Source organism: Kribbella steppae (genome assembly GCF_004342025.1).
Taxonomy (GTDB): domain Bacteria; phylum Actinomycetota; class Actinomycetes; order Propionibacteriales; family Kribbellaceae; genus Kribbella; species Kribbella steppae.
The window spans coordinates 534,181-555,880 of record NZ_SLWN01000007.1 but is presented as its reverse complement, the minus strand read 5'-3'; the positions used below and the strand labels follow the sequence as shown (position 1 = coordinate 555,880).

The window sequence follows — 21,700 nt, the reverse complement described above, 5'->3', positions numbered from 1 at the left end:
TCGGATGCGAAGAACGTCGCGATGTACTCGGCCTGCAAGAACCGCGGTACCGCGTGGGAGGTGCTGAAGTTCGCCACCAGCAAGGAGCAGGACGGGAAGTTGCTGGACACGACCGGACAGATGCCGCTGCGTAAGGACGTGGCGACGACGTACGCCGACTACTTCGCCAAGAACCCGGCGTACAAGACGTTCGCGGACCAGGCGGCGCGGACGGTCGAGGTGCCGAACGTGGCGAACTCGATCACCATCTGGCAGACCTTCCGGGATGCGTACTCCAAGTCCGTCATCTTCGGCCAAGAGGATCCCGGTGCGGCCCTCGACGGCGCCGCGCAGAAGGTCGATCAGCTCGCCGCACAGTCATGAGCCGATTGGCCTCGTCCGGCACCGCGGGACGGCGTGGCATTCTGGCGAAGGTGCTGGGTGACCAGCCGATCGGTTCCGCCTTCGTCACGCCGTACCTGGTCTTCCTGGCGGCGGTGTTCGCCTACCCGCTCGGGTTCGCCGTCTACATGTCGTTCCACGACTACTTCTTCACCGCGCCCGGCGCGATCGTGGATCGGCCGTTCGTGGGATTCGAGAACTACGCCACCGTGTTGTCGGATCCCGCGGTACGGCGGGCCTTCGGGAACGTGCTCGTGTTCCTGGTGATCAACGTGCCGCTGACGGTGGTGCTGTCGCTCGGTCTAGCGAACGCGCTGAACGCGGCGATCCGCTGGCGGACGTTCTTCCGGGTCAGCTACTACGTGCCATACGTGACCGCGAGCGTCGCGGTGGTCGGGGTCTGGCTGTTCCTGTTCAACTCGAACGGGCTGGTCAACTCCATCCTCGGCCCGCTCGCCCCCGACCCGTCCTGGCTGGTGAACTCGAAGCTGGCGATGCCGACGATCGCGATCTACGTGACCTGGAAACAGCTCGGGTTCTTCATCCTGCTGTATCTGGCCGCGCTGCAGAACGTCTCGAAGGATCTGTACGAAGCGGCCTCGATGGACGGTGCCGGCCGCTGGAAGTCGTTCCTGAACGTGACCGTGCCCGGCGTCCGGCCGGTGACGGCGCTCGTCGTCCTGCTCGCGACGGTGACCGGGGCGAACCTGTTCACCGAGCCTTATCTGCTGACCGGTGGTGGCGGTCCGGACGGAGCGTCGGCGTCGCCGGTGCTGGTGATGTACCAGAAAGCCATCGAGCAGGGGAACCCGGACATCGGATCCGCGATCGGAGTGCTGCTGGTGATCGGCGTACTGCTTCTCACGCTGATCGAACGACGCTTCGTGGGGAGGGATGAGTGATGTGGCGTCGATTCGTCGTCTTGCTGCTGGGCGCTTTCGTGTTCCTGTTCCCCTTCTACTACATGCTGATCGGGAGCTTGCAGACCGAGCCGGATCCGTCGGTGCGTGGTGCGTTCCCGGAGCCCGGGAACCTGACGCTGCACAACTACGGCGAGATCAACGCGGCGATCAGCCTCGGCCGGTCGCTGGTCAACTCGGGGATCTTCACCGGCGGTGTCATCCTCGGGACGCTGGTGTTCGGCGTCCTCGCGGGCTATGCCTTGGCCCGGCTGCAGTTCCGCGGTCGCGGGGCCGTGTTCAACCTGATGCTGCTGGTCCAGGTGATCCCGTTCCAGCTGCTGACCATTCCGTTGTACGTGATGATCGTGCGCAGTTACGGACTGGCCGACTCGTATCTCGGGATGATCCTGCCGTTCGCGATCAACTCGACCGCGGTCTTCGTGTTCCGGCAGTACTTCCTGCAGCTACCGCAGGAGCTGTTCGACGCGGCCCGGATCGACGGTGCGTCGGAGCTGAGCATCCTGTGGCGGGTCGCGGTCCCGTTGGTGCGGCCTGCGTTGCTGACCGGCGTACTGCTGACGTTCATCGGGCCGTGGAACGAGTTCCTCTGGCCGTTCCTGATCACCAAGCAGCAGGATCTGCAGCCGCTCGCGGTGTCGCTGTCGAACTACCTGACCACCGTGTCGGCCCGGGCGGCGAACCCGTTCGGCGCCGTCCTCGCCGGGGCGTGTGTGCTGGCCGCGCCCGCCGTGACGTTGTTCCTGATCTTCCAGCGCCGCTTCATCGCCTCGAACCTCGAATCCGGGGTCAAGGGCTAATTCGTCTTTCTGGAAAGGCTTTCGTTGTGACTGTTCCTTATGCGCTCACCCGTGTCGGCGTGATGATGACGCCCGAGCCGGGCAACGAACTCGAGGCCGAGGGGGTCCTGAACCCGGCCACCGGGCACACGCCGGACGGTCAGCTCTACCTGCTCCCGCGACTGGTTGCTACGGGCAACGTATCGCGCGTCGGTCTGGCCGCGGTGGAGTTGAAGGACGGTGTGCCGGTCGGCGTACGACGGGAGGGCGTCGTACTGGCGCCGGACGAGGGCTGGGAGCGCGGGCTGAACAACGCCGGCGTCGAGGACCCGCGGGTGACCTGGATTCCGTCGCTGAACACGCACGTGATGACGTACGTCGCCTACGGCCCGCTCGGCCCGAAGCCCGCGCTCGCCGTGTCGCACGATCTGCGGAACTGGGAGCGGCTGGGACCGCTGCACTTCGAGTACCAGGCGGCGTTGGACACCGATCTGAACCTGTTCCCGAACAAGGACACGGTGTTCTTCCCCGAGCCGGTGACCGATCCGGACGGCGAGCCGTCGTACGCGATGCTGCACCGGCCGATGTGGGATCTCGGCTGGTTCCGCGAGGGGGAGGGCGTGCACCTGCCGGCGGGCGTGACCGACGATCGGCCGGGGATCTGGGTGTCGTTCGTGCCGGTCGCCGACGTCGAACGTGATGTGCGGAATCTGGTGCACCTGCGCAACCACCGGCTGGTGGCGATGTCGGAGTACCCCTTCGAAGAACTGAAGATCGGGGCCGGTCCGGCGCCACTGCGGGTGCCAGAGGGCTGGCTGGTGATCCACCACGGGGTGACGGGTGAGCAGCCGCAGGGCTTCGACCCGACGACACAGAAGGTCAGCTATGCGGCGGGGGCGCTGCTGCTGGACGCGTCCGATGTGACCCGGGTTCTCGCCCGGTCGACGGAACCGCTTCTCGTGCCGGAGACGGAGGAGGAGCGGGTCGGAACGGTCGGGAACGTGGTGTTCCCGACTGCCATCGAGGTGGTCGAAGGGGTGCGGTACGTCTTCTACGGAATGGCCGACGCCGCCATCGGTGTCGCCAGATTGGACCGGCTGACATGACTGTCACCCGCCGAACCGTCCTCGGTGGAGCTGTAGCTCTGGGCGCCGCTTCTGCTGTCACTTTGCCGGCTTCTGCTTCTGGTCGTCTGAGCAACCTCGCCCATCTCGACTACCTGCGTACGTCGGTCACACCACCCACGGCCGCCGGCCACAGCACCTACGGCTCCGGACCTCTGGGTGTGCTCTGGACGTACGCCGACCGGCAGGCCGACGGCTCCTACAAGCGCATCGGCGGCGGGACGTACGACCCGGTCACCGACACCTACGGCCAGGGCGCCTACAACGCGGACGACATCTCCCGCGCTGCCGTGGTCTACCTACGGCATTGGGGCCAGTTTCGTGACCGCTCCTCGCTGACAGCAGCCTTTGAACTCCTGCGTGGGTTGACGTTCCTCCAGTCGCCCAACGGCAACGTGGTCCTGTGGATGCAGCCAGACGGCACGCTCAACCCCAGCGCCGATCCAGTGGAGCTTCCCGACCCGTCCGACTCCGGGCCGTCGTACTGGCTGGCCCGGACGGTGTGGGCGCTGGGGGAGGGCTACGACGCCTTCCGCCTGGTGGACAGTCGCTTTGCCGACTTCTTGAAGGCTCGGCTCGAGTTGGCTCTCGCTGCGCTGGAGCGCCAGGTGCTGGTCCGCTACGGCCAGTGGAACATCGTCGACGGCCGCCGCGTACCCGCTTGGCTCATCGTGAACGGCGCCGACGCGACATCCGAGGCAGTACTCGGCCTGGCGGCGTACGCCCGTGCCGGCGGGTCCACGCGGGCTCGACGCGCACTGACCCAGTTCGCCGACGGCATCTCTCACATGAGTGCCGGGTCGACTCGGCAATGGCCGTTCCGCGCCCTGCTGCCGTGGGGCGAGTCGATCTCGGTCTGGCACGCGTGGGGCGCGCAGATGCCGTCCGCACTCGCTGCTGCTGCGTCGGTAGTGCGTACTCCACTCGGACCTGCCATTGGAGACACGGCCGGCTTCACACCACTGCTCATGACCGCCGGCGGACCCGACAATGGCTGGCTGCCGGCACCGATCGACCGTACTCAGATCGCGTACGGCGTCGACGCCCGGCTGCAGGGTCTACTGGCAGTCGGACTGCCCGGGCTGAAGCAGGTCGCCGCCTTCGTCGCCGCCTGGTACTTCGGCGCGAACCGGGCCGGCTCACCCATGTACGACCCGTCCACCGGCCGCACGTACGACGGCATCTCCGGCGACGGCGTCATCAACCGCAACTCCGGCGCCGAATCCACCATCCACGGCCAACTCTCCATGCTCGCGCTGGACGCCGACCCGGGCCTTGCCAGGCTGAGTGGGGGTCCATTGACGCACTCCGGCTTGCAGGTGGTTGAAGGTGAGGCTGCGGTAGGCGGCCAAGTCGTGACCCCGCCGTCCGCCTGGACCGGCGAATCCCAATGGAGCAACGGTTCCTACGTCTCGTTGGCTAATGGCGGCAGCGCGGCGTGGACTCTGCCCTCCGCATCTTTGCCGCGCCTGGTCCTGCCGGTCGTCAATCTCGTGAGCCCCGGCCGTTCCAGGTGGACCACGGGCTCTCTGTCACTCGGATCCATTGACCACGATGCGCTTGGCCCTCAAGGCATCTCTGCGGCCCCGGGCGCCCTCCAGCCAATCACGCTGCCCACACCGCTACCGCCGTACGCCACAACCCTCAAAGCGACAGCCGTATCCGGCCAGGACCTCCAAGTCGACGCACTCCTCCTGCTCCCCACCATCAGCACCCTCCGCCTGGGCCCAGCCGTTCTGTTGGCCAGCGTCGACCCACATCCCCGAACCCACAGCCTCAAGACCACCCCAGGCACCACCGCCTACACGTACACCGCCTCGGGCGTTCTCCACTCCCGCCGTCGTCTGACCGGGACAACCTCCCAGGCCCTGATTCAGCCAGGCGGCTTCACCGTGGTCCTGTAGCGAAGGCCTTATCGCCGGGGCGATTCGAGCGCCTGCTTGCACCAGTTGGCGACGAAGGTGAGGGCTTGGCCGCGTTGGTGGAAGAGGTGGTGGCTGTCGGCTTGCTGGTGATAGGCGTTGTGGGAGGTGTCGGACGCGCGGCCGAGTAGGCCGGGGAGGAGCCAGGCGTACTTGACGCCGGACGCCATCACGGCGAGTCGTACGTCGTCGGGACTGCCTCGCCAGCCGGCTTCGCGCAGGCCGTCGAGGTAGTTGTCGATGCACGTCTCGGCGAGCCCGGGCAACCGCTCGGCCGGCCAGAAGAGATCGAACACGGCGTCGGGGATGTGGTTGCCGAGGTCCTCACCGAGCGCACCGTCGCCGGTGAACGCCCAGTCGAGCAGCGCGAGTTCGCCGGTCGGCCGCTGGATCACGTTCGACACCCACAGATCGAGATGGCACCGAGCCCGCGGCAGCCGCGCCACCAGGTCGAGCAGCTCGTTGCGATGGGCAACCAATTGACGCCACGCTTGTCGCAACCCGGCCGGCCAGTTCTCAGCCACCAGCGGCTGCCGCCAGGCTGCATCGTCGTCAACCAGCTGCCACGGCACGTCCCGAGACGTCGAGTAGTCGCGCAGGAACCCGATCGACGTCCACGGACGATCGCCCGCCGGCCGCGCCTGCCACCGACCGCACGCCCGAGCAAACGCCGCATGCTCAGCCAGCGAGAACTCGGTCCCGTGCGTGCCCTCGATATCCTCCATCATCAGTACGGCGCCGTCCGTGTGCTCCGCGACGTCGGCCTCCGGCAGCACCAGCCCCGCAACGGCCAGCTGCTTGCGAAGCTCGTCGTCGTGATAGACCTCGACCTCGCGGCGCCAGTAGTTCCAATGCCGCGGATCCTCGGAGCGGCCCACGGCCCGGTCGAGGTCGCCGGCTTCCGCAGCGCTTTCCGGATCAGCGTGCGACCGTCGGCGTACGTCACTCGCTCGACGGTCGCAGTCACCGCGTTGAGCGGGTTGTGCCGCAATATCGCCGTACCGATCTCAGCACTCACAAACAGCAATGGTGGCACGCGCACCGGTCGGTCTCAGCCGGTTTCCAGATTGCTGATCAGCCGTGCGGTCACCTCGACTCGCGCTCAACCCCGCCGAGTGCGCGACCATCACCGCGATGCACGAGTGCACGTGGCGCTAGCTCAGGAGGATTCGGGGTGGGAGGCCGGTGAGGGCTTTGACGTCTCGGGTTAGGTGCGCTTGGTCGGCGTACCCGGTCAGGACAGCGACGTCGGCCAGCGCGACGCCGGTGCGGGCGTGGTCGAGGGCGACGTTCATCCGCAGGACGCGGTCGAGCATCTTCGGCCCGTAGCCGAACGCGTTCAGGCACCTTCTGTGCAACTGCCGCTCACTCAACCCGACGCTCCCCGCCAGCGACAGCACACCTGCACCACCCCGAAGCATTCCACTCCGAACAGCACGCAGCACGTGGGTGATCAGCCGGTCAGGCGGCTCCTCAGCCAACCCCGCTACCACCTGCTCCAATGCCAACGCCGGCACGGGCGCCGACCGCACCTGATCGGCCAGTCGCCGGCTCCGCGCGGGCGACCAGAGATCGCTCAGCGAGACGCGTTCGTTCAGCAGTTCCCGCGCCGGTACGCCGAGGAACCGTGGCGCCGTCCCCGGTGCGAATCGGATTCCGGCGTACTTCGTCCCCGCCTCAGCCGACCCGACCCACGCACGGCTGTCCGGCCCGGCGATGATCAATTCGTCGTCCATCAGCAGCAGGTCCATGCAGCCGTCCGGGAGGATCCGGTACTCCCCGCCCTCTGCGGTTCGCGTCCAGAGCGCGGCACCGGGCACCCGGGCGGGGCGCTCGCGATACGGCTCGAACTCACTCACCCCACCAGTCTGCAACGCCCCACCGACAATTCCAGTCGAGCGCTCCCGCAGCACCAGGCTCCGCAACCCCACCCGCCAAGGCACTCCACCCACCCGCCCGGCACGGCGCTCCACGGCGCGCCCACAACCGCACGCACGCCGCTCGCCCCGGCAATCTCCTGCGCGGAGCCAGCCTCAAGGCGTCCGCCTACCTGCCCGGCGGCGTTCTCCACGGAGTCCACTTCCGCAACCGCATCCACAGCGCTCGCCCCGGGCGCCGGACTGTTCCAGCCATCTCCCGTACGGCGCCAGCCTGAAGGCCTCCGCCTACCTGCCCGGCGGCGCGCTCCACGGAGCTCGCATCTGTGGCCGGTCGTCCGGCACTCGACCCTGCGGCCACGTGCCGAGGATGCTGATCCACAGCCTGATGCACAGTGCTCCACTCAGCGAAGGCTGGCTCATCCGCGTCCGCCCATAGGTCGCGCGCTCCCACCGTTGGTTGGGTATCGCTTGCCTTGGGCATCGTTTCTGTGCTGTGTCTTGCCGGTGGCTGTGCAGGTGGCGGAGTCAGCGGGTGCGTGGTGGTGTGTGCTGCGGCTCGTTGGCCGGCGGCGGCTAGCTCTGCTGCTGCCTGCTGGGCGATCGTCTGGCCGACTGAACGGCGTACATCCATCACCCGAAGTCGTGCCGGCGAGACAGGATTCAGGCGGTGCAGAGCCGGCTGATCCGGCGCCACCCCAGTGGACGCCGGCCAGCCGGTTGTCATGGGCGTGGTGATTGAGCGGGCCGAGTTCACCGCATTGCTGAGCGTGCTGTCAGGCATTCGTTCCCCCGAACGACGAAGACCGATCCATCGACCGATCCGGCTACCGTACGCCGACCCTGCCGCAGCTACATGACAACAACCACACGATCCGATTGCGCTCCCCAACACGGCCCCACCACTGTCAGGAGCGTTAGACCGAAAGCCCAGCCAGCTGGCAAGAGGCCGCGGCTCTGCGTGGCCGGGGCCTCGCCTGATCCCGGGCCGGACGGTCGACCACCTCGGAACAGGCGATGGGCCAGCTCTGACAGTGCCCGCGCGGCGGCGAGTTCGTCGCCGCTCGACTCAGTCGGCTGTCGCTTCGGCAATCGACCTGGGCGGCTGCACCTTGGTGAACTGGAGGTTGCCCGCAGGCATCATCCACGTCATGACGTTGACCGCCAATCGGCCGGCCCGCACCGCCGGATCGGCTTCGGCATGCTGACGGGCGGTCTCCGCGTCGACCGACCAGATGGAGAACCCGCGGAAGCGCTCGTCGTCCTGCTCCGTCAACGGTCCGCGAGCCAGGACCAGCCCGCGATCCTGCATATCGGCACCGTGCGCTAGATGCCGGTCCTGAAGCTCTGCGGCCTCATCGTCCGTCATCGCGGGCGCATCCGATCGCAACGTCAACAAAATCACGGTGTACCGGTCGAACTGCATACCCCGAAACTACTCCCGCTGCCACGGCTCCTCCGATACCTCGAGGCGCCACACACAACCGAGTCCCACCACACCACGGCCCTTGTCGCCACAGCACACAGACCACATCCGCGATGGCTGGCACGTCGCCGCCGCAGAGCGGGCTGCCTCGGTTGTCCACGGCACCTCGGCTGACCAGCTCGTCACGGCAGGGCATGGCGCGATGACGGATACGCCGCCGCGGCAGATCAGCGTGCTCGGCTGATCGGCTTGTGCGCCGTCGCGGGTGGTCGAAGGTGGGGCGCGGGGATGCGTGGGGTCGGGTGGAGTGGGGGACGTATGGGGGTCAGCCGAGTTCGAGGGCGGTGCAGATCCAGCGGTTGCGGCGGATCTCCAGGCGGAGGGCGATGGCGCGGGAACGGTCGCCGTGGCGGACGTGGGCGGCGATTTCTGCGATCTCCTCTGCCGGGGTGCAGATGCGGACCGAACACACGGAGCTGCGTTCCTTGGCGCCGCGAGCGGTGGCGGTTGTGGTCAGGCCAAGGAGCCGGACCCGGCGGTTGAGGTCGGCGAATACCGCCTCGTCCGTGAAGCGCACCAACTGCGAGATCGGCCGGTCGCCTGCCAGGACCTCGGACACTGCCTGCGCCAATCGCCCACCCCAAGCGCGAGCATCCGGCAAGCCAGGCCCCGCAGCAGTAACTCGCTTCGGGGCATCCGTCGACTCGGTGGCGGTCGCCACGCCGTCAGCATGCCCTGGGACCACGGCAAGCGCTCGACGCGAACCTGCAGTCCGCTCGCGAACCGCGCTCTGATCGGACCCGAGCCCCGGAGCCGACGCAGGTATACCTGGGGACGCGGCCGGTGCTGATGCAGAAGTAGCTGAAGGCTCGGTCCCGGCAGTTGTAGAAACAACAGCGTGCTCGGCCGAGGCTGCTGCAGGAGCAGCCGAGTCGGCCGGAGCAGACCCAGGAGCAACTGAGCGTTCGGTCGGGGCAGCGCCAGCCGGGCGTTCGCTTGGCATAGGCGTGGCCAGGGACGCGGCTGGGACAGCTGCAAGAGCGGCGGAGGGCTCGCTCACGGCTACTGCGGGAGTGGTCGAGGGCTCGGGTTGGCAGGGGGTGATGCCTAGGTGGGGTAGGGCTTGGTGGCGGAGGGCTAGGGCCGCGGTGGGCATGGTGCCGGCGTGGCGGACGGTGGCGGGGATCGTGTGGTGGGTCGGGTGGGGGTTGGCTGCGCGGAGGCGGGGTGCGGCTACTGCGGTCAGGTCGGGCTGGGTGTGTGCCAGGTCGCGCATGGCGGTTGGGGTGTTGGGGAGTGGTGGGACCGGGGCCAGGGTGCGGCTCGGGGTGGGGTGCTGGGACGGGACCGCGGGCAGGTTCTGGCTCATGTCACTTCTCCTGTTGGGTGGGCGGCACGGGGTTGCCGGTCGCGGATGCCGGGATTCGCAGCACCTGGCCGGGAAGAATCAGGTCGGGCCGGGCCCGATCAGTTGGCGGTTGGCGGCGTACCAGGCCGGCCAGCGGGCGGCGATGTCCTCGGCGGTCGCGTTCGGGCCGAGGTCTTTCGCGGCGATGCTCCAGAGGGTGTCGCCGGGCTTGACGACGACACGTGCAGGAACCCGCACCGGCTGACCCGACCGCACGTCTGTGTACCGGGTGGCCGCACCCGCGGTCGGCCGGTCCGGCACACCAACCCGCACCCGAGCCCCACCAGGCACCTCACCCCGCGTCGCGGAGTCTGTTGGCACGCCAGGCTGCGTACGAGCCTCGGAGGGCACACCACGCCGTGTACGGGCGTCAGCCGGCACGTCAGTCCGAGCACTGTCGGCGGATCGCTCAGCTGGTTGGCCGGATCGCGTGCCGGCGGTGCCGCGCTGCGAGGTCGTCCGCTGCTGCGCTGTCGGTACGGCGTCCTGCGGGCGAGTGCCCTCACGCAGAACATCCTGCGGGCGGCTGGCGCTGGTGTCCGTGGCTGGCGTGGGACCGGTGAGGCGGACGGTTGACGGGGGCTCGGTGGTGGGCCGGTTCGTGGAGGCCGGCGTACCGGAGGAAACGGTGCCACCAAAGGGGCGCGCGTACGGCGCGGGGCCGGACAGCTGGACGGTTGACGGCGGCTCCGTCGTACGCCACGGGGTGCTGGTGGGTTGGACGGTGGAGCGGGGCTCTAGCTGGGTCCATGGGCGGGCGATCGTGCCGTCGCCTGGGGTGGCTTGGGCTACGCCGACGGTCAGGGGAGTGACGGCGGCCAACCCGAGGGCAGAGCGGAGCAGGGTGCGGGAGGTCTGTGAGGTGATCCGCCCAGTCACCGCGGAGGCGGCCGCGCCGATCACGCCCGGGATCTGCTCCAGGACGGTCGCCAGCACGGCCAGGACGAGCCAGCCGTAGGCCATCCACGCCACAGTCCCGACCGCGAGCACGGCCATCGAGTCGAGGTCGTGGCTGTTCGCCGCGCCGATCGAACCTGCCGTCATCCAGCGCAGACCGACGCCCAGGCCGGCCAGCGCCACCAGCGCGAGGATGCCCTTCAGCCCTCGGATCATCGCGTTCACCCCGCTTCCTGTCTGATCTATGAATTTGCTTTAGTTTGCTTTGGCTTGATCACTATAGACCCGTACTGAGGGCGGTTTGCAAGCGGAATGTCACGCAGCGTCGGCTTGCCGCACGGAAGGTGAGCGCGATCGGGTAGGTTCGCGGCCATGCGGTGGGATGCGTTGTTCGCGGATCTGGAGTCGCAGTTCGACGCGCTCCAGGAGGGGGATCTGTACGGCGAGGTGGCGGACCGGATCCGCACCGAGGTCGGCAAGATCACCGTGCTCGACCGGCTTCGCGGTGCGGTCGACACCGTCGTACGGGTGGAACTGAGGAACGCGGAGCCGGTCCAGGGGCTGCTCACCCGGGTCGGGAAGGACTGCCTGCTGATCGAGGCCGAGCGCTACGAGGAGTGGCTGATCCCGGTCGCCGCGCTGGTCGCCGTCCATCGACTCGGGCCGTGGGCCGAACCGGCCGTCGGGGCGGTGGCGGGGAAGCTGGGTCTTGCTCACCTGCTGCGCGGGATCGCGCGGGATCGTTCACCGGTAACGCTGTTCTGCGGCGGAGTGCCGGTCACTGGGACGATCGATCGGGTCGGGGCGGACTTCCTGGAGATCGCGGAGCATCCGCTGGATGCGCCGCGGCGGCGGACCGAGGTCTACAACGTGCGCCTGGTGCCGACCCAGGCACTGTGCGCCCTACGCCGCCGTTAGTTGTGCACGTCCTCCGACTGCTCGGCCTCCTCGCCGAACGGGTGGGCGTCGATGAAGTCCCGGGTCTCGGTGTAGAGACGCTCGATGTACTTCTCCAGCTCGGTGGCCTCGACCCGCCACTGGCCGCGGCCGCCGATCTTGACCGCGGGGATGTCACCGCGGCGGACCAGGGCATACACCTGGTTCGCGGAGATGTTGAGCACCTCGGCGACGTCGGCGAGCTGGAGGAATCGCGGAGCCGGCATCCGTTCTGCTCCTTCACGTAGTGGCTGGTTCCTTCAGTTTGCCACGGTTGGCGATCGGACGATCCCGTTTGTCCCCAGGCTGACAGCCTGTGGATAGCCGTTCACGCGGAGGTGCCTCGACACGGCAGAATGTCGGCTTCGAGAGCGATCGATTGACTGGGGAGTTCGACGTGGTCGACACAGCAGTACGCGGTACCGCGTTCGGGGCACCGTCCGTCCCGGCGCAGCGCAACCGGCGAGCCCGGTGGAAAGACGGCCGCTTGGTGCTCGGCGTACTACTCGTCGCCGTCACCGCGCTGGCCGGCGCCAAGTTGCTCTCGACTGCCGACGACACCACCACGATCTGGGCGGCCAAACACGACCTGCGCGCCGGGACCAAGCTGACCGGCGACGACCTCACCACCGCGCGGGTGCGCTTCACCAACAGCGAGGACGCGGGGCGGTACGTCGCTGCCGACTCGGACCTCAACGGGCTCGTCGTCACCCGGGCTGTCGACGCGGGTGAGTTCGTACCGCAGGACGCTGCCGTCCCCGAGTCGGACAACGACCGCACCGAGTTGCCGCTGTCGATCGCCACCGGACGCCTGCCGTCGGACACCGCGGCGGGGGACCAGGTCGACATCTGGGTGGTGCCGAAGGACGCGGACCAGCCGGCGATGAAGTTCTGGATGGGGGTTCGGGTGCTCCAGATCGACGCGGTGAAAGGGGTTGCGGGTGGGTCGGCCCGTCGACAGGTCCTGGTCGGGTTGGAGCGGCAGTCAGACCTGCAACGACTCCAGTCCGCGTTGTCCGCGTTGAGTACGGGCGAGCCGGTTCTCGTCAGGCGAGGCAGCTGATGTCGATACCAGTCCTCCTGGCGGTGACCGGGGCTCCGTGGGAGGCGGACGTCGTACGGCGGGCCGAGCGCGCGCCCGGAATCCGGGTGGTACGGCGTTGCGTCGACATCGCCGATGTGATGGCTGCGGCCGCGAGCGGGCAGGCACGGGCGGTGCTACTCGCCGACGATCTGCCCAGGCTCACCTCCGACGCGGTGGCCGCGCTGCACGCCCGCGGGATCGCAGTGGTCGCGCTGGTCGACCCCTCCGAGAGCGGCGAACCGTTCGGCACCGAGGACCGGCTCAGCCGGATGGGGATCGAGCGGATCCTGCCGGCCGACGTCAGTCCGGAGGATCTCGGCCGGGCCGTCACCGACGCGGTCGAGGCCGGTCCGCCGATGTCGGTCTCCCACTTCGCCGGCGGATTCGTACCGATGACGCCCGATACGACCGGTCAGCCGCCGCCGGTCTACAACCAGGGCAGCGGGCGGATGGTCGCGGTCTGGGGTCCGACAGGTGCGCCGGGGCGTACGACGGTCGCGGTCGGGCTGGCGTGCGAGCTCGCGGTGAAAGGCGTGCCGACCCTGTTGGCCGATGCTGATGTGTACGGCGGGACGGTCGCGCAGCAACTCGGCATGCTCGACGAGACGTCGGGGTTGGCGGCCGCGGCGCGGTCGGCGGGGAGCGGCTCGCTCGACATGGCGATGCTCGCCAAGCACGCGCGGCAGGTCGAGCCGCATCTACTCGTGCTGACTGGGCTCAGCCGGGCAGACCGGTGGACTGAGCTGCGGCCCGCGGCGATCGAGTCGATCTGGTCGACGGCGCGGATGCTCGCGCCGTTGACGGTGGTCGATGTCGGGTTCTGCATCGAGACCGACGAGGAGATCTCGTTCGACTCGCTGGCGCCGCGGCGCAACGGTGCGACCCTGGCGACGCTCGAGGAGGCCGACGAGGTGATCGTCGTCGGGACGGCGGACCCGGTTGGCCTAACCCGGCTGATCCGTGCGATCCACGAGCTCCGGGCGGTGGTGCCGTCGGTCAGCACCAGGGTGGTGGTGAACCGGATCCGCTCGGGGTCGCTAGGGAGCTCTCCCGCTGACGCGATCGCGGAGGCGCTCGGGCGGTACGCCGGGGTCGAGGCCGCTGCGCTGCTCCCGTTCGACCAGAGCGCGGTCGACGCCGCCATGTCGCACGGGCGGAGCCTCGCCGAGTCCGCCAAGTCCAGCAAGCTCCGCAAATCCCTCCAGCAGTTCGCCACCACAATCACCAAAGACCTCGCCACCTGAGTCTCTTGACCCCCTGGAGGTCGGTGGACGGCGGGGGTTGGGGTGCGGTGGGTGGTTCAGGGGTTCGCCTCGTGAGGTCAGGGTTGGGTCGGTGGGGATACGGGGGAAAACCCCACCGACAGGGGGCCGGGGATGTGCCAGGGTTGACAGGTAGTCACCGCACCCCAGGGGGAAGCATGTCCGAGGTTCAGAGCCGGCCGGCGAGCACGATGAGCACGGAGCGGCGGTACGGCATCGCCATCTCCGTCGCGCTCATCCTCGGCGGGGTGTACTGGGCGCTGACCGGGCTGACCGAGGACACCAAGGTCAGTCAGGACACCTACCCGGTGGAGGGGCAGGCGCTGACGATCGAGGCTCGCTCGGCGGATGTCGAAGTACGGTCCGGGGACGGGTCGGAGGTCAAGATCGAGCGGCAGTTCGAGCGCAACGTGTTCGGCTCCGACCCGAAGGAGAAGTACGAGGACGGGACGCTGAAGCTGCGCGACACCGGCTGCGGCTTCCTGTCGTTCGGGTGCGACACGAACTACATCCTGACCGTGCCCGAGGGCGTGAAGGTGACGCTCGAGAGCAGCAGCGGGGATCTGAAGGTGTCGGGGCTGCAGGCCGGCGCGGATCTGAAGTCGAGCTCGGGCAGCATCGAGGCCCACAACATCGCCGGGGCGCTGCAGATGGAGTCCAGCTCGGGTGATCTCGAGGCCCAGGATCTGAGAGCGACGACGGTGAGCACGCAGAGCAGTTCGGGCAGCGTCGACCTCGACTTCTCCGTCGAACCGCAGCTGGTTGACTCCGAGTCGAGTTCGGGGGACGTGACGATCCGGATCCCGACCGGGACCAAGCCGTACAAGGTCGACACCGAGACGTCGTCGGGTGACGACACCACCAGCATCCTGCACGATCCGACGGCCGGCCGCAGCATCACCGCCAAGACCTCGTCCGGCGACGTCACCATCGAATACGACCGCTGATCAGTCCTCCCCTGGGGAGGAGATGTACACGCGGTCGGGGTATGGGAGCAGCCCCAGGAGGTTGCCGGGGCGCTTACGGGGAGTTAGGGGGAGGACCGCCACGGTTAGGGTGGTTTTGTTCTGAGTAGGCTTGCGCGCATGTCTCTGGAGTCGGGTGTTCCGCGTGGGTTGCTGGTCGACTGGGGCGGTGTGCTGACTTCCGGGCTCGAGGACGCGCTGCGGCGGTGGGCCGAGCTGGACGGGTTCGACTTCGATTCGTACGTGAAGGCCGTGATGGCCTGGCTGCCGGCCGAGACGCCCGCCGATGCGGCTGCGGAGGCCGAGCTGAACCCGATCCACGCCCTCGAACGCGGCCAGATCGCCGTACCCGACTTCGAGCGCAAGCTCGCCTCGATCCTGCTCCGCCGCGACGGTACGCCGGTGCCCGCGGAAGGGCTGATCGAGCGGATGTTCGCGCATTTCGAGCACCAGCCGGCGATGGGCGCGCTGGTCCGCCGGGCCCGCTCGCACGGGATCAGGACCGCACTGCTGTCGAACTCGTGGGGCAACACCTACCCGCGGGACACCTGGGAGGGGATGTTCGACGACATCGTGATCTCCGGTGAGGTCGGGCTGCGCAAACCCGAGCCGGAGATCTTCCTGCTGGCCGCCCGCCGGCTGGAGCTGAAGGCCGAGGAGTGTGTCTTCATCGACGATCTCGCGTTGAACGTCGAGGGCGCGAACGCGCTCGGCATGACCGGCATCCTGCACACCTCGTACGACGAGACCCGGCGCGCGCTGGAAACCCTGTTCGGAGTCGACCTGACGTGACCGTGATGACCACCACCTCCCCTGCCTCCCGCCCCGTCGTCAACCGCCGGCTCCTCATCGGGATCGTCGCCTGCGCGGCGCTGGTCGCTCTCGGCGCATGGGCCTACGGACTGTTCGCCGGGATGATCGATCTGCGCGTCTACCGGATGGGCGGCTCCGTGCTGCTCGACGGCGGTTCGCTGTACGACGCCAAGCTGCCGGGATCCGATCTGCCGTTCACCTATCCGCCGTTCGCCGCGATCGCGATGGTGCCGCTGGCCGCCGTACCGTGGGGTGTCGCGCTGGTCGTCTGGACGACGATCTCGGTGCTCAGCGTCGCGGCGATCTGGCGGACGAGCCTGCCGGAGACCGCCTGGTCGTACTTCAGCCAGCGCAAGCGCACCGTCCTGCTGGTCGCCCTCACCGTGCTGTCGCTGCTGCTCGAGCCGGTCTGGCAGACGATCCAGTTCGGCCAGATCAACCTGTTGCTGACGGCAATGATTCTGCTGGATCTGGTCCGGCCGCAGAACGCGCGGCTGCGCGGCTTCTGGCTCGGTGTGACGATCGGCGTCAAGCTGACTCCGCTGCCGTTCCTGGCGCTGCTCGTGGTCACCAAGCAGTGGCGGGCGCTGCGCAACGCCGTACTGGGTCTGCTGACGACGATGGCGGTCGGGTTCGCGATCGTGCCGAACCAGTCCTGGCGGTACTGGACCGAGGTCATCCTCGACGCCAACCGCGTCGGCGGGCTCGCCTACACCGGCAACCAGTCGTTCAACGGTTTCCTGCACCGGCTCGGCAACGAAGCGGGCTGGGTGCAGCCGACCTGGTTCGTGCTCTCGGCCGTCTTCGGCCTCCTGGTGCTGTGGATTGCTCGGCGGTACTGGCTGGCGGACGAGCGGGTTACCGCGATCTCGGTGATGGCATTGGCCGTCCTGTACGCGTCGCCGGTGACGTGGAGCCACCACTGGGTGTGGATCATCCCGCTCGGTGTGAGCCTGATCCGCGCGGTCAACCGCGTGTGGGGCCTCAATCCGGCGGTGGCGACAGGTGTGCTCTTCTACGGCCTCTTCGTACTGCGCTCGATCTGGTGGGTGCCCTTCCGCGACGACCGTGAGCTGGACTGGACCTTCTGGCAGTCCATTCCCGGCAACTCGCACCTGATCCTCGGCATGATCGCCTTCATCATCCTGGCGGTCACCAGCCGCAGCCTGCCTAAACCAGCTCCCGCAACGGCCGATCAAGCCTGACAGCCAGCTCAGCGTCGACGTGCGCGATCTCCGTCAGCAGTACGTCGACACTGGCGCGGAACGCCCGTTGTAGCTCAGCGGGCTCCAGTGACCGCACCAGCGTCGCCTCCACGGGGGCTGTGGTGGCCTCAGGCAACAGGTGGAGGCCGCGACCCTGCGAGTGCGGGACACCATGCCGCAAGCAGGCCAGCATCAGTACGTGATCACGCACTCCGCTGATCATGTACTCGGCCTGCCACACCTTGCCCCGCGCGATGCTGGACCGCGCATGCAACGCATACAGCCACCCCATGCCGACCAAGCTCAACGGATCCGCGGCAGCCCAGGCAGGTTGCTCAACAGCCTCGCCGAACAGCAGCCGGAAGGTAGGACCCAGTGCACCGAACTCAGCCGCCGGTGCAAAGGCAATGTCCACCTGCAACGTCGAAGCCAGCAGGAACACCCGGTACACCGTCCCGCGCGACCACACGTCGGTGTGGTGCACAGCGCCGTACCGCCCATACATGGATGCGGTCCAGTCGGCCAGTACGGCGTTCTCATCGGCACCCGGCGCCAGACCGAGGGCCAGATCGACGTCGGACCACTCGTCCTCGGCATCCACTGCGGCCGAGCCAGTCAGTGCAGCACCAGCAACACGTTCGTCCGCCCGGGCCGCGTGCACCAGCGCGTCCCGCAGGCTCTCCCGCTCCGCGACCGTGTACATCACGAAGAGAACAGCAGGAGCAGGCCGCCCATGGTGTAGCCGACCATGACGACCAGCAGCGGCACCTGACCAACCAGAGCCCTCTGCCGCGGGAAGAGCGCGACAGCACGGTCGTGAGCCGAGATGACACCGAGCAAGTGGCCACCGACGACGGCCAGCACCTGGATGACCGCGATCGTCCCGCTGTGGTTGGTGATGCCGGTGTTCACTGCGAGCAGCCCTGTGCCGAAGACGTTGGCACCGTTGCTGAGCGGGTCACTCAGGTAGATGAGTGTCCGCTGCCCCTCGAGAATGAACAGAGTCATGTAGTGCGCAACGACGTACCCAAGGACAATGGGTACGACGGAGTGCGCGAACAACCCGGGCAGCGCCCGACGCGACGTGTGTGAGAGGCGGCCGGCCAGCAGCGTGGCACCCGAGTACGTCACTAGCACGAAAAGGATGAACGCGATCAGTGCACACGTGCCGAGCAGCGTCATCGAGTAGTCGGTGTTCTGCGCCCAGCCGATCCACGCCGACGAGTTCGAGAAGCCGTCGTACGCCGTGGAGCCGAGCAGCGCGGCCACCATGCCGACGAGACCCGGCTGCGCCTTGAGGCCGTCGAGGTTCTCCAGCGGCCGGCGGACCACCAGCGCTCCGTCGGTACGACGGCCCCACGGCGACAGCCGCGCCATCAGTGAGGCGTAGACCTCGAACGGGTCGCCGGTCGAGAACCACCGGTCGCCGAACAGGATCGCTCCGAAGAGCGTGATGACGACGTACAGAGCCATCCAGGCCTGGAGGACCGGGATGGTCGCCCGGTCCGGCGCGACGAGCTCGAGCCAGGTGAAGGCGAAGATGCCCAGCGTCGCGGGCCACAGGCCGAGCCAGGAAGGTAGTTCCAGCAGGCCCTTCGACGGGGGCTGCCGGAGCGCCTTGCAGAGCAGCAGGTGGATGGTCCGCAGCGGGTTCAGCGTCCGCCAGACCGGGCCGAGCGCGATCGAGATCGGCACCAGGCCGACCCAGACCAGGATGTAGATGAAGCCGAAGATCGGGTTGGTCAGCCGGTCCACGCCGAACAGCAGCGAGACCATCGCGTAGAGGAAGGTCGCCAGACCGACCAGCCGGACGATCCAGCGGAACCAGCCGGCGTCGACCGTCCGGGTGATTGCGGCCGGCAACGGCTTTCCGGACGCGTTGCCGCGGTACTTCGGACTCCGCCAGGCCAGGGCGAGGATGACGAACGACAGCGCGATCGCAACCGCGGCACCGCCGACGGCCAGGCTGAACGGGATCGGCAGATCCTGCCGGCCACCGATCCCATGTAACGGAAGCAGGAGCGGCCTCACGAGACGACGAGCTTGGCGACCAGTTTGCCGCTCTCGTGGGTCTCGATCTCGAAGGTGCCCTTCATGTTCGCGGTGAACTTGACCGACGCGGTCTTGCCCGGGGTCAGCGGCAGTTCCTTGTCGTAGCCGTGGATGTGCACCTCGTCCGCCGCATCGCTGACCGCGGTCACCAGGACGGTCTGGCCGGCCTGCACCTTGATGCTCGCGCCGCTCGGGTTGACCTTGCCATTGGCAACGGTGATGTTGATGGTCACGTCGGCCTGCTCACCGGACGGGTCGGCGGTGTTCGACGGGCTGCTGGAGTTCGGCTTGCCCGGCGTCGGCGTCATCGTCGGCACGGCGGTCGGGCTCCCGGTCGGCTGAACGGGGGTCGACGACGGGGTCGTGCTCGGACTCGCGCCGCCGTCGGATTCGCTCCCGCAACCGGCCAGGACCAGCATGGCGAGTGCGGGGAGGAGAGCGGTGGCGGTGCCGCGAGTGAGCGTCGAACGCATGGGTCGAGGGGCCTTTCAAGGGTCTGATGCGGTTCTCGGGGCGTGGAACACACCCTCTTGCCTGACGAACACCAATAGCTCAGTGTTCCCGTACAGCCAGTGTCGCAGCCCACTGTCCGCGCGGGCCGCTAGGGTGACGAGACAAGCTGATCGACTGAGAGGAAGGTGCCCGATGCCGGACCGGTTGACGTCGCTGGACCTCACCTTCCTCAAGGCCGAGTCGCCGGCCACTCCGATGCATGTCGGGACGGTCGACATCTTCGAGCCGCCGGTGCACGGTGACGACGGGTTCGACTACGAGAGCCTGGTGGCTCTGATCCGGGATCGGATCGCCTTCGTGCCGCGGTACCGGCAGCGGGTCCAGCAGGTGCCCGGCCGGTTCGCCGGCCCGGTCTGGGTGGACGACGAAGAGTTCGACATCACCTTCCACGTACGGCGCTCGGCCCTGCCCCGGCCGGGGACGCACGCCCAGTTGCTGGAGCTGGTCGCCCGGATCATGTCCCGGCGGCTGGACCGGGCCCGGCCGCTGTGGGAGATGTATCTGGTCGAGGGCCTGCAGGGCGACCGGTTCGCGATCATCGCCAAGTCCCACCAGGCCCTTGTCGACGGCAACAGTACGGTCGACATCGGCCAGGTCGTGCTGGACGCGACCGCGCACCCGCGGGACACCCCGACCGACACCTGGCAGCCGGACCACCCGCCGTCCGCGCTGGAGCTGCTCGCCGGGGTGTTCGCGGACGCCACCCGCCACCCGACCGCCGTGCTGGAGCTGGCCCGGGCCGAGATGGCCAGCCTGACCGGCTCCACCTCGGTCCGCGAGGTGCTCGGCGGCGTAGTCGGCTCACTGGCCGCGCAGCGGCACGTACAAGAGAGCTCACTGCACGTGAAGACGTCCGGTCAGCGCCGGTTCACCACGGTGCAGACCGAGCTGGAGGACTACCGGACCGTCCGGGCGATGCACGGCGGCACCGTGAACGACGTGATCCTGGCCGTGGTCGCGGGTGCGTTCCGGGCCTGGATGATGACGCGCGGTGAGGGCGTCGGGCCGACCCGTAGCGTGCGGGCGGTGGTCCCGGTCAGCATCCGTGACGACGAGGAGGAGGAGCCGACCTCGCTCGGTTCCAGTGTGATCGCGTCGACCGTGACGCTCCCGGTGGGGGAGAACTCGCCGGTCATGCGCCTGCACCAGATCTCGTACCAGACCAAGGTGCACAAGGACACCGGTCGCGCGGTCAGTGCCCGCTCGCTGGTCGGCATCGCCGGGTTCGCGCCGACCACGCTGCACGCGCTGGCCGCCCGGGTCGCGACCACGACGGTCCGGCCGATCGACGACGTGGTGATCACGAACGTGCCCGGTCCGCAGTTCCCGCTGTACGCCCAGGGTGCGCCGATGCTGGCGTCGTACCCGGTGGTGCCGCTGATGCCGGGACAAGGGTTGTCCGTCGGCGTCACGTCGTACGACGGGAAGGTGTCCTTCGGGCTGAACGCGGACCGCACCGCGATGCCCGACCTGGCTGTTTTCGCCCAATGTGTGACGGATGCGCTGGACGAGTTGCTCGACACCACCAGGGGCAGCCGGAACCGGGCCTCCCGGGGCCGGAAGAATCCCCGCGGTACGACGAAGAAGGCGGACTCATGAGGGTCTACATCCCATCCACGCTGCGGCGGCTCGACGACGCCTGCCGCGTCGGCGAGTTCGGTCCGCCCCCGCTGACGGCGTACGCGGTGACGCCGGCGCTGCGGGAGTGGTACGCCCAGGGCGACGACGAGGAGCTCGAGTACGCCGCGATGGCGCAGGCGGCCCGGGCCTCGGTCGGACTGCTCGCGGCCGATCCGGGGACAGCACGGAGACGCCTGGTCGTCGCCTGCGAGGTGGGCGCGGTGCCGCCCGCGGACGGCACCGTCGAGCTGGGCGACGCGCGGCTCGAGCTGAACGTGGTGGTGCCGTGGTCCACGGTGGCCGCGGTGCACATGGACGCGGCCGAGGCGGTGGCGGTGGTCGGGAAGGCCGCCGACCTCTGGGACGCGGCTCAGAATGGGGATGACGACGCCCTTTTCGCCCTGGATTCGTGCGAGGGTGAAGACCTGATGTGGTACGCGACGCAAGAGATTCCCGATCTGCTGGCGGCGGAGGGGCCGCGCGGCGGGATGAACGGCTTGAGCTGACAGGGAGCTG

General features: G+C 68.4%; 22 protein-coding genes and 1 pseudogene. 13 read left to right on the top strand and 10 right to left on the bottom strand.

Going from position 1 to position 21,700, the window contains the following annotated elements; all coding sequences use genetic code 11:
• The 5 genes and pseudogenes from EV652_RS23185 to EV652_RS23165 all read left to right on the top strand — a co-directional run.
• Window positions 1–363, top strand: a pseudogene (locus tag EV652_RS23185) (sugar ABC transporter substrate-binding protein); the annotation flags it as partial.
• A complete protein-coding gene (locus tag EV652_RS23180) occupies window positions 360–1,283 on the top strand; it encodes a carbohydrate ABC transporter permease (protein WP_132211271.1) in 924 nt (307 codons plus the stop codon). The pseudogene EV652_RS23185 and the gene EV652_RS23180, both read left to right, overlap by 4 nt.
• Window positions 1,283–2,101 carry a carbohydrate ABC transporter permease gene (locus EV652_RS23175; RefSeq protein WP_132211270.1) on the top strand — a complete coding sequence of 273 codons (819 nt, stop codon included), beginning with the start codon at window positions 1,283–1,285 and terminating at the stop codon, window positions 2,099–2,101. Before EV652_RS23180 ends, EV652_RS23175 begins: the two co-directional genes overlap by 1 nt.
• A 26-nt stretch (window positions 2,102–2,127) precedes the next feature.
• Window positions 2,128–3,186 carry a glycoside hydrolase family 130 protein gene (locus EV652_RS23170; RefSeq protein ID WP_242001936.1) on the top strand — a complete coding sequence of 353 codons (1,059 nt, stop codon included), beginning with the start codon at window positions 2,128–2,130 and terminating at the stop codon, window positions 3,184–3,186.
• Window positions 3,183–5,108 (top strand): hypothetical protein, encoded by a 1,926-nt coding sequence (locus EV652_RS23165; RefSeq protein WP_132211269.1) that lies wholly within the window; start codon window positions 3,183–3,185, stop codon window positions 5,106–5,108. Before EV652_RS23170 ends, EV652_RS23165 begins: the two co-directional genes overlap by 4 nt.
• An 8-nt stretch (window positions 5,109–5,116) precedes the next feature.
• On the opposite strand, the gene EV652_RS23160 is transcribed toward EV652_RS23165, so the two are convergent.
• The 6 genes from EV652_RS23160 to EV652_RS23135 all read right to left on the bottom strand — a co-directional run bounded on the left by EV652_RS23160 (window position 5,117) and on the right by EV652_RS23135 (window position 10,959).
• A complete protein-coding gene (locus tag EV652_RS23160) occupies window positions 5,117–6,004 on the bottom strand; it encodes an aminoglycoside phosphotransferase family protein (protein WP_199238338.1) in 888 nt (295 codons plus the stop codon).
• A 276-nt stretch (window positions 6,005–6,280) separates the two neighbouring features.
• Window positions 6,281–6,985 (bottom strand): helix-turn-helix domain-containing protein, encoded by a 705-nt coding sequence (locus tag EV652_RS23155; protein WP_242001935.1) that lies wholly within the window; start codon window positions 6,983–6,985, stop codon window positions 6,281–6,283.
• Window positions 6,986–7,855: 870 nt separating this feature from the next.
• Window positions 7,856–8,095 (bottom strand): dsRBD fold-containing protein, encoded by a 240-nt coding sequence (locus tag EV652_RS46205; RefSeq protein ID WP_158441226.1) that lies wholly within the window; start codon window positions 8,093–8,095, stop codon window positions 7,856–7,858.
• Window positions 8,073–8,429, bottom strand: coding sequence for a YciI family protein (locus EV652_RS23145; protein ID WP_132211268.1), 357 nt, complete (start codon window positions 8,427–8,429; stop codon window positions 8,073–8,075). Before EV652_RS23145 ends, EV652_RS46205 begins: the two co-directional genes overlap by 23 nt.
• Before the next feature lie 325 nt (window positions 8,430–8,754).
• On the bottom strand, window positions 8,755–9,150 hold the full coding sequence (locus tag EV652_RS46200) for an Rv3235 family protein (RefSeq protein ID WP_158441225.1): 396 nt from the start codon (window positions 9,148–9,150) through the stop codon (window positions 8,755–8,757).
• Between the two features lie 726 nt (window positions 9,151–9,876).
• Window positions 9,877–10,959 carry a LysM peptidoglycan-binding domain-containing protein gene (locus tag EV652_RS23135; protein ID WP_158441224.1) on the bottom strand — a complete coding sequence of 361 codons (1,083 nt, stop codon included), beginning with the start codon at window positions 10,957–10,959 and terminating at the stop codon, window positions 9,877–9,879.
• 147 nt (window positions 10,960–11,106) lie between these two features.
• Between EV652_RS23135 and EV652_RS23130 the strand changes: the two genes are divergently transcribed.
• Window positions 11,107–11,652 (top strand): hypothetical protein, encoded by a 546-nt coding sequence (locus EV652_RS23130; protein WP_132211265.1) that lies wholly within the window; start codon window positions 11,107–11,109, stop codon window positions 11,650–11,652.
• On the opposite strand, the gene EV652_RS23125 is transcribed toward EV652_RS23130, so the two are convergent.
• Window positions 11,649–11,897 carry a helix-turn-helix domain-containing protein gene (locus EV652_RS23125; RefSeq protein WP_132211264.1) on the bottom strand — a complete coding sequence of 83 codons (249 nt, stop codon included), beginning with the start codon at window positions 11,895–11,897 and terminating at the stop codon, window positions 11,649–11,651. The genes EV652_RS23130 and EV652_RS23125 overlap by 4 nt on opposite strands.
• Window positions 11,898–12,067: 170 nt before the next feature.
• Here EV652_RS23125 and EV652_RS23120 point away from each other — a divergent pair, with 170 nt between their 5' ends.
• From EV652_RS23120 to EV652_RS23100, 5 genes are all read left to right on the top strand, one after another.
• Window positions 12,068–12,733, top strand: a complete 666-nt coding sequence (locus EV652_RS23120) for an SAF domain-containing protein (protein WP_132211263.1) — start codon at window positions 12,068–12,070, stop codon at window positions 12,731–12,733.
• On the top strand, window positions 12,733–13,998 hold the full coding sequence (locus EV652_RS23115; RefSeq protein ID WP_132211262.1) for a CpaE/TadZ family protein: 1,266 nt from the start codon (window positions 12,733–12,735) through the stop codon (window positions 13,996–13,998). Before EV652_RS23120 ends, EV652_RS23115 begins: the two co-directional genes overlap by 1 nt.
• A 176-nt stretch (window positions 13,999–14,174) precedes the next feature.
• The gene (locus EV652_RS23110) at window positions 14,175–14,963 is read left to right on the top strand and encodes a DUF4097 family beta strand repeat-containing protein (protein WP_132211261.1); all 789 of its coding nucleotides are present in this window, start codon (window positions 14,175–14,177) and stop codon (window positions 14,961–14,963) included.
• A 138-nt stretch (window positions 14,964–15,101) separates the two neighbouring features.
• The gene (locus EV652_RS23105; protein WP_132211260.1) at window positions 15,102–15,773 is read left to right on the top strand and encodes an HAD family hydrolase; all 672 of its coding nucleotides are present in this window, start codon (window positions 15,102–15,104) and stop codon (window positions 15,771–15,773) included.
• A 5-nt stretch (window positions 15,774–15,778) separates the two neighbouring features.
• Window positions 15,779–16,999 (top strand): glycosyltransferase 87 family protein, encoded by a 1,221-nt coding sequence (locus tag EV652_RS23100; RefSeq protein WP_132211259.1) that lies wholly within the window; start codon window positions 15,779–15,781, stop codon window positions 16,997–16,999.
• Here EV652_RS23100 and EV652_RS23095 read toward each other — a convergent pair.
• From EV652_RS23095 to EV652_RS23085, 3 genes are read right to left on the bottom strand one after another with little or no spacing between them, the layout of a single operon-like run.
• Window positions 16,965–17,702, bottom strand: a complete 738-nt coding sequence (locus tag EV652_RS23095) for a nucleotidyltransferase domain-containing protein (protein WP_132211258.1) — start codon at window positions 17,700–17,702, stop codon at window positions 16,965–16,967. The two genes, EV652_RS23100 and EV652_RS23095, sit on opposite strands and share 35 nt — an antisense overlap.
• The gene (locus EV652_RS23090; protein ID WP_132211257.1) at window positions 17,702–19,030 is read right to left on the bottom strand and encodes a hypothetical protein; all 1,329 of its coding nucleotides are present in this window, start codon (window positions 19,028–19,030) and stop codon (window positions 17,702–17,704) included. The genes EV652_RS23095 and EV652_RS23090 overlap by 1 nt, the downstream gene beginning before the upstream one ends.
• Window positions 19,027–19,524, bottom strand: coding sequence for a cupredoxin domain-containing protein (locus EV652_RS23085; protein WP_132211256.1), 498 nt, complete (start codon window positions 19,522–19,524; stop codon window positions 19,027–19,029). Before EV652_RS23085 ends, EV652_RS23090 begins: the two co-directional genes overlap by 4 nt.
• 172 nt (window positions 19,525–19,696) lie before the next feature.
• On the opposite strand from EV652_RS23085, the gene EV652_RS23080 reads away from it, so the two are divergent.
• A complete protein-coding gene (locus tag EV652_RS23080) occupies window positions 19,697–21,163 on the top strand; it encodes a WS/DGAT/MGAT family O-acyltransferase (RefSeq protein WP_132211255.1) in 1,467 nt (488 codons plus the stop codon).
• Entirely contained in the window at window positions 21,160–21,690 is a 531-nt protein-coding gene (locus EV652_RS23075; RefSeq protein ID WP_132211254.1) for a DUF6912 family protein, read from the top strand. The genes EV652_RS23080 and EV652_RS23075 overlap by 4 nt, the downstream gene beginning before the upstream one ends.
• Window positions 21,691–21,700 lie beyond the last annotated feature (10 nt).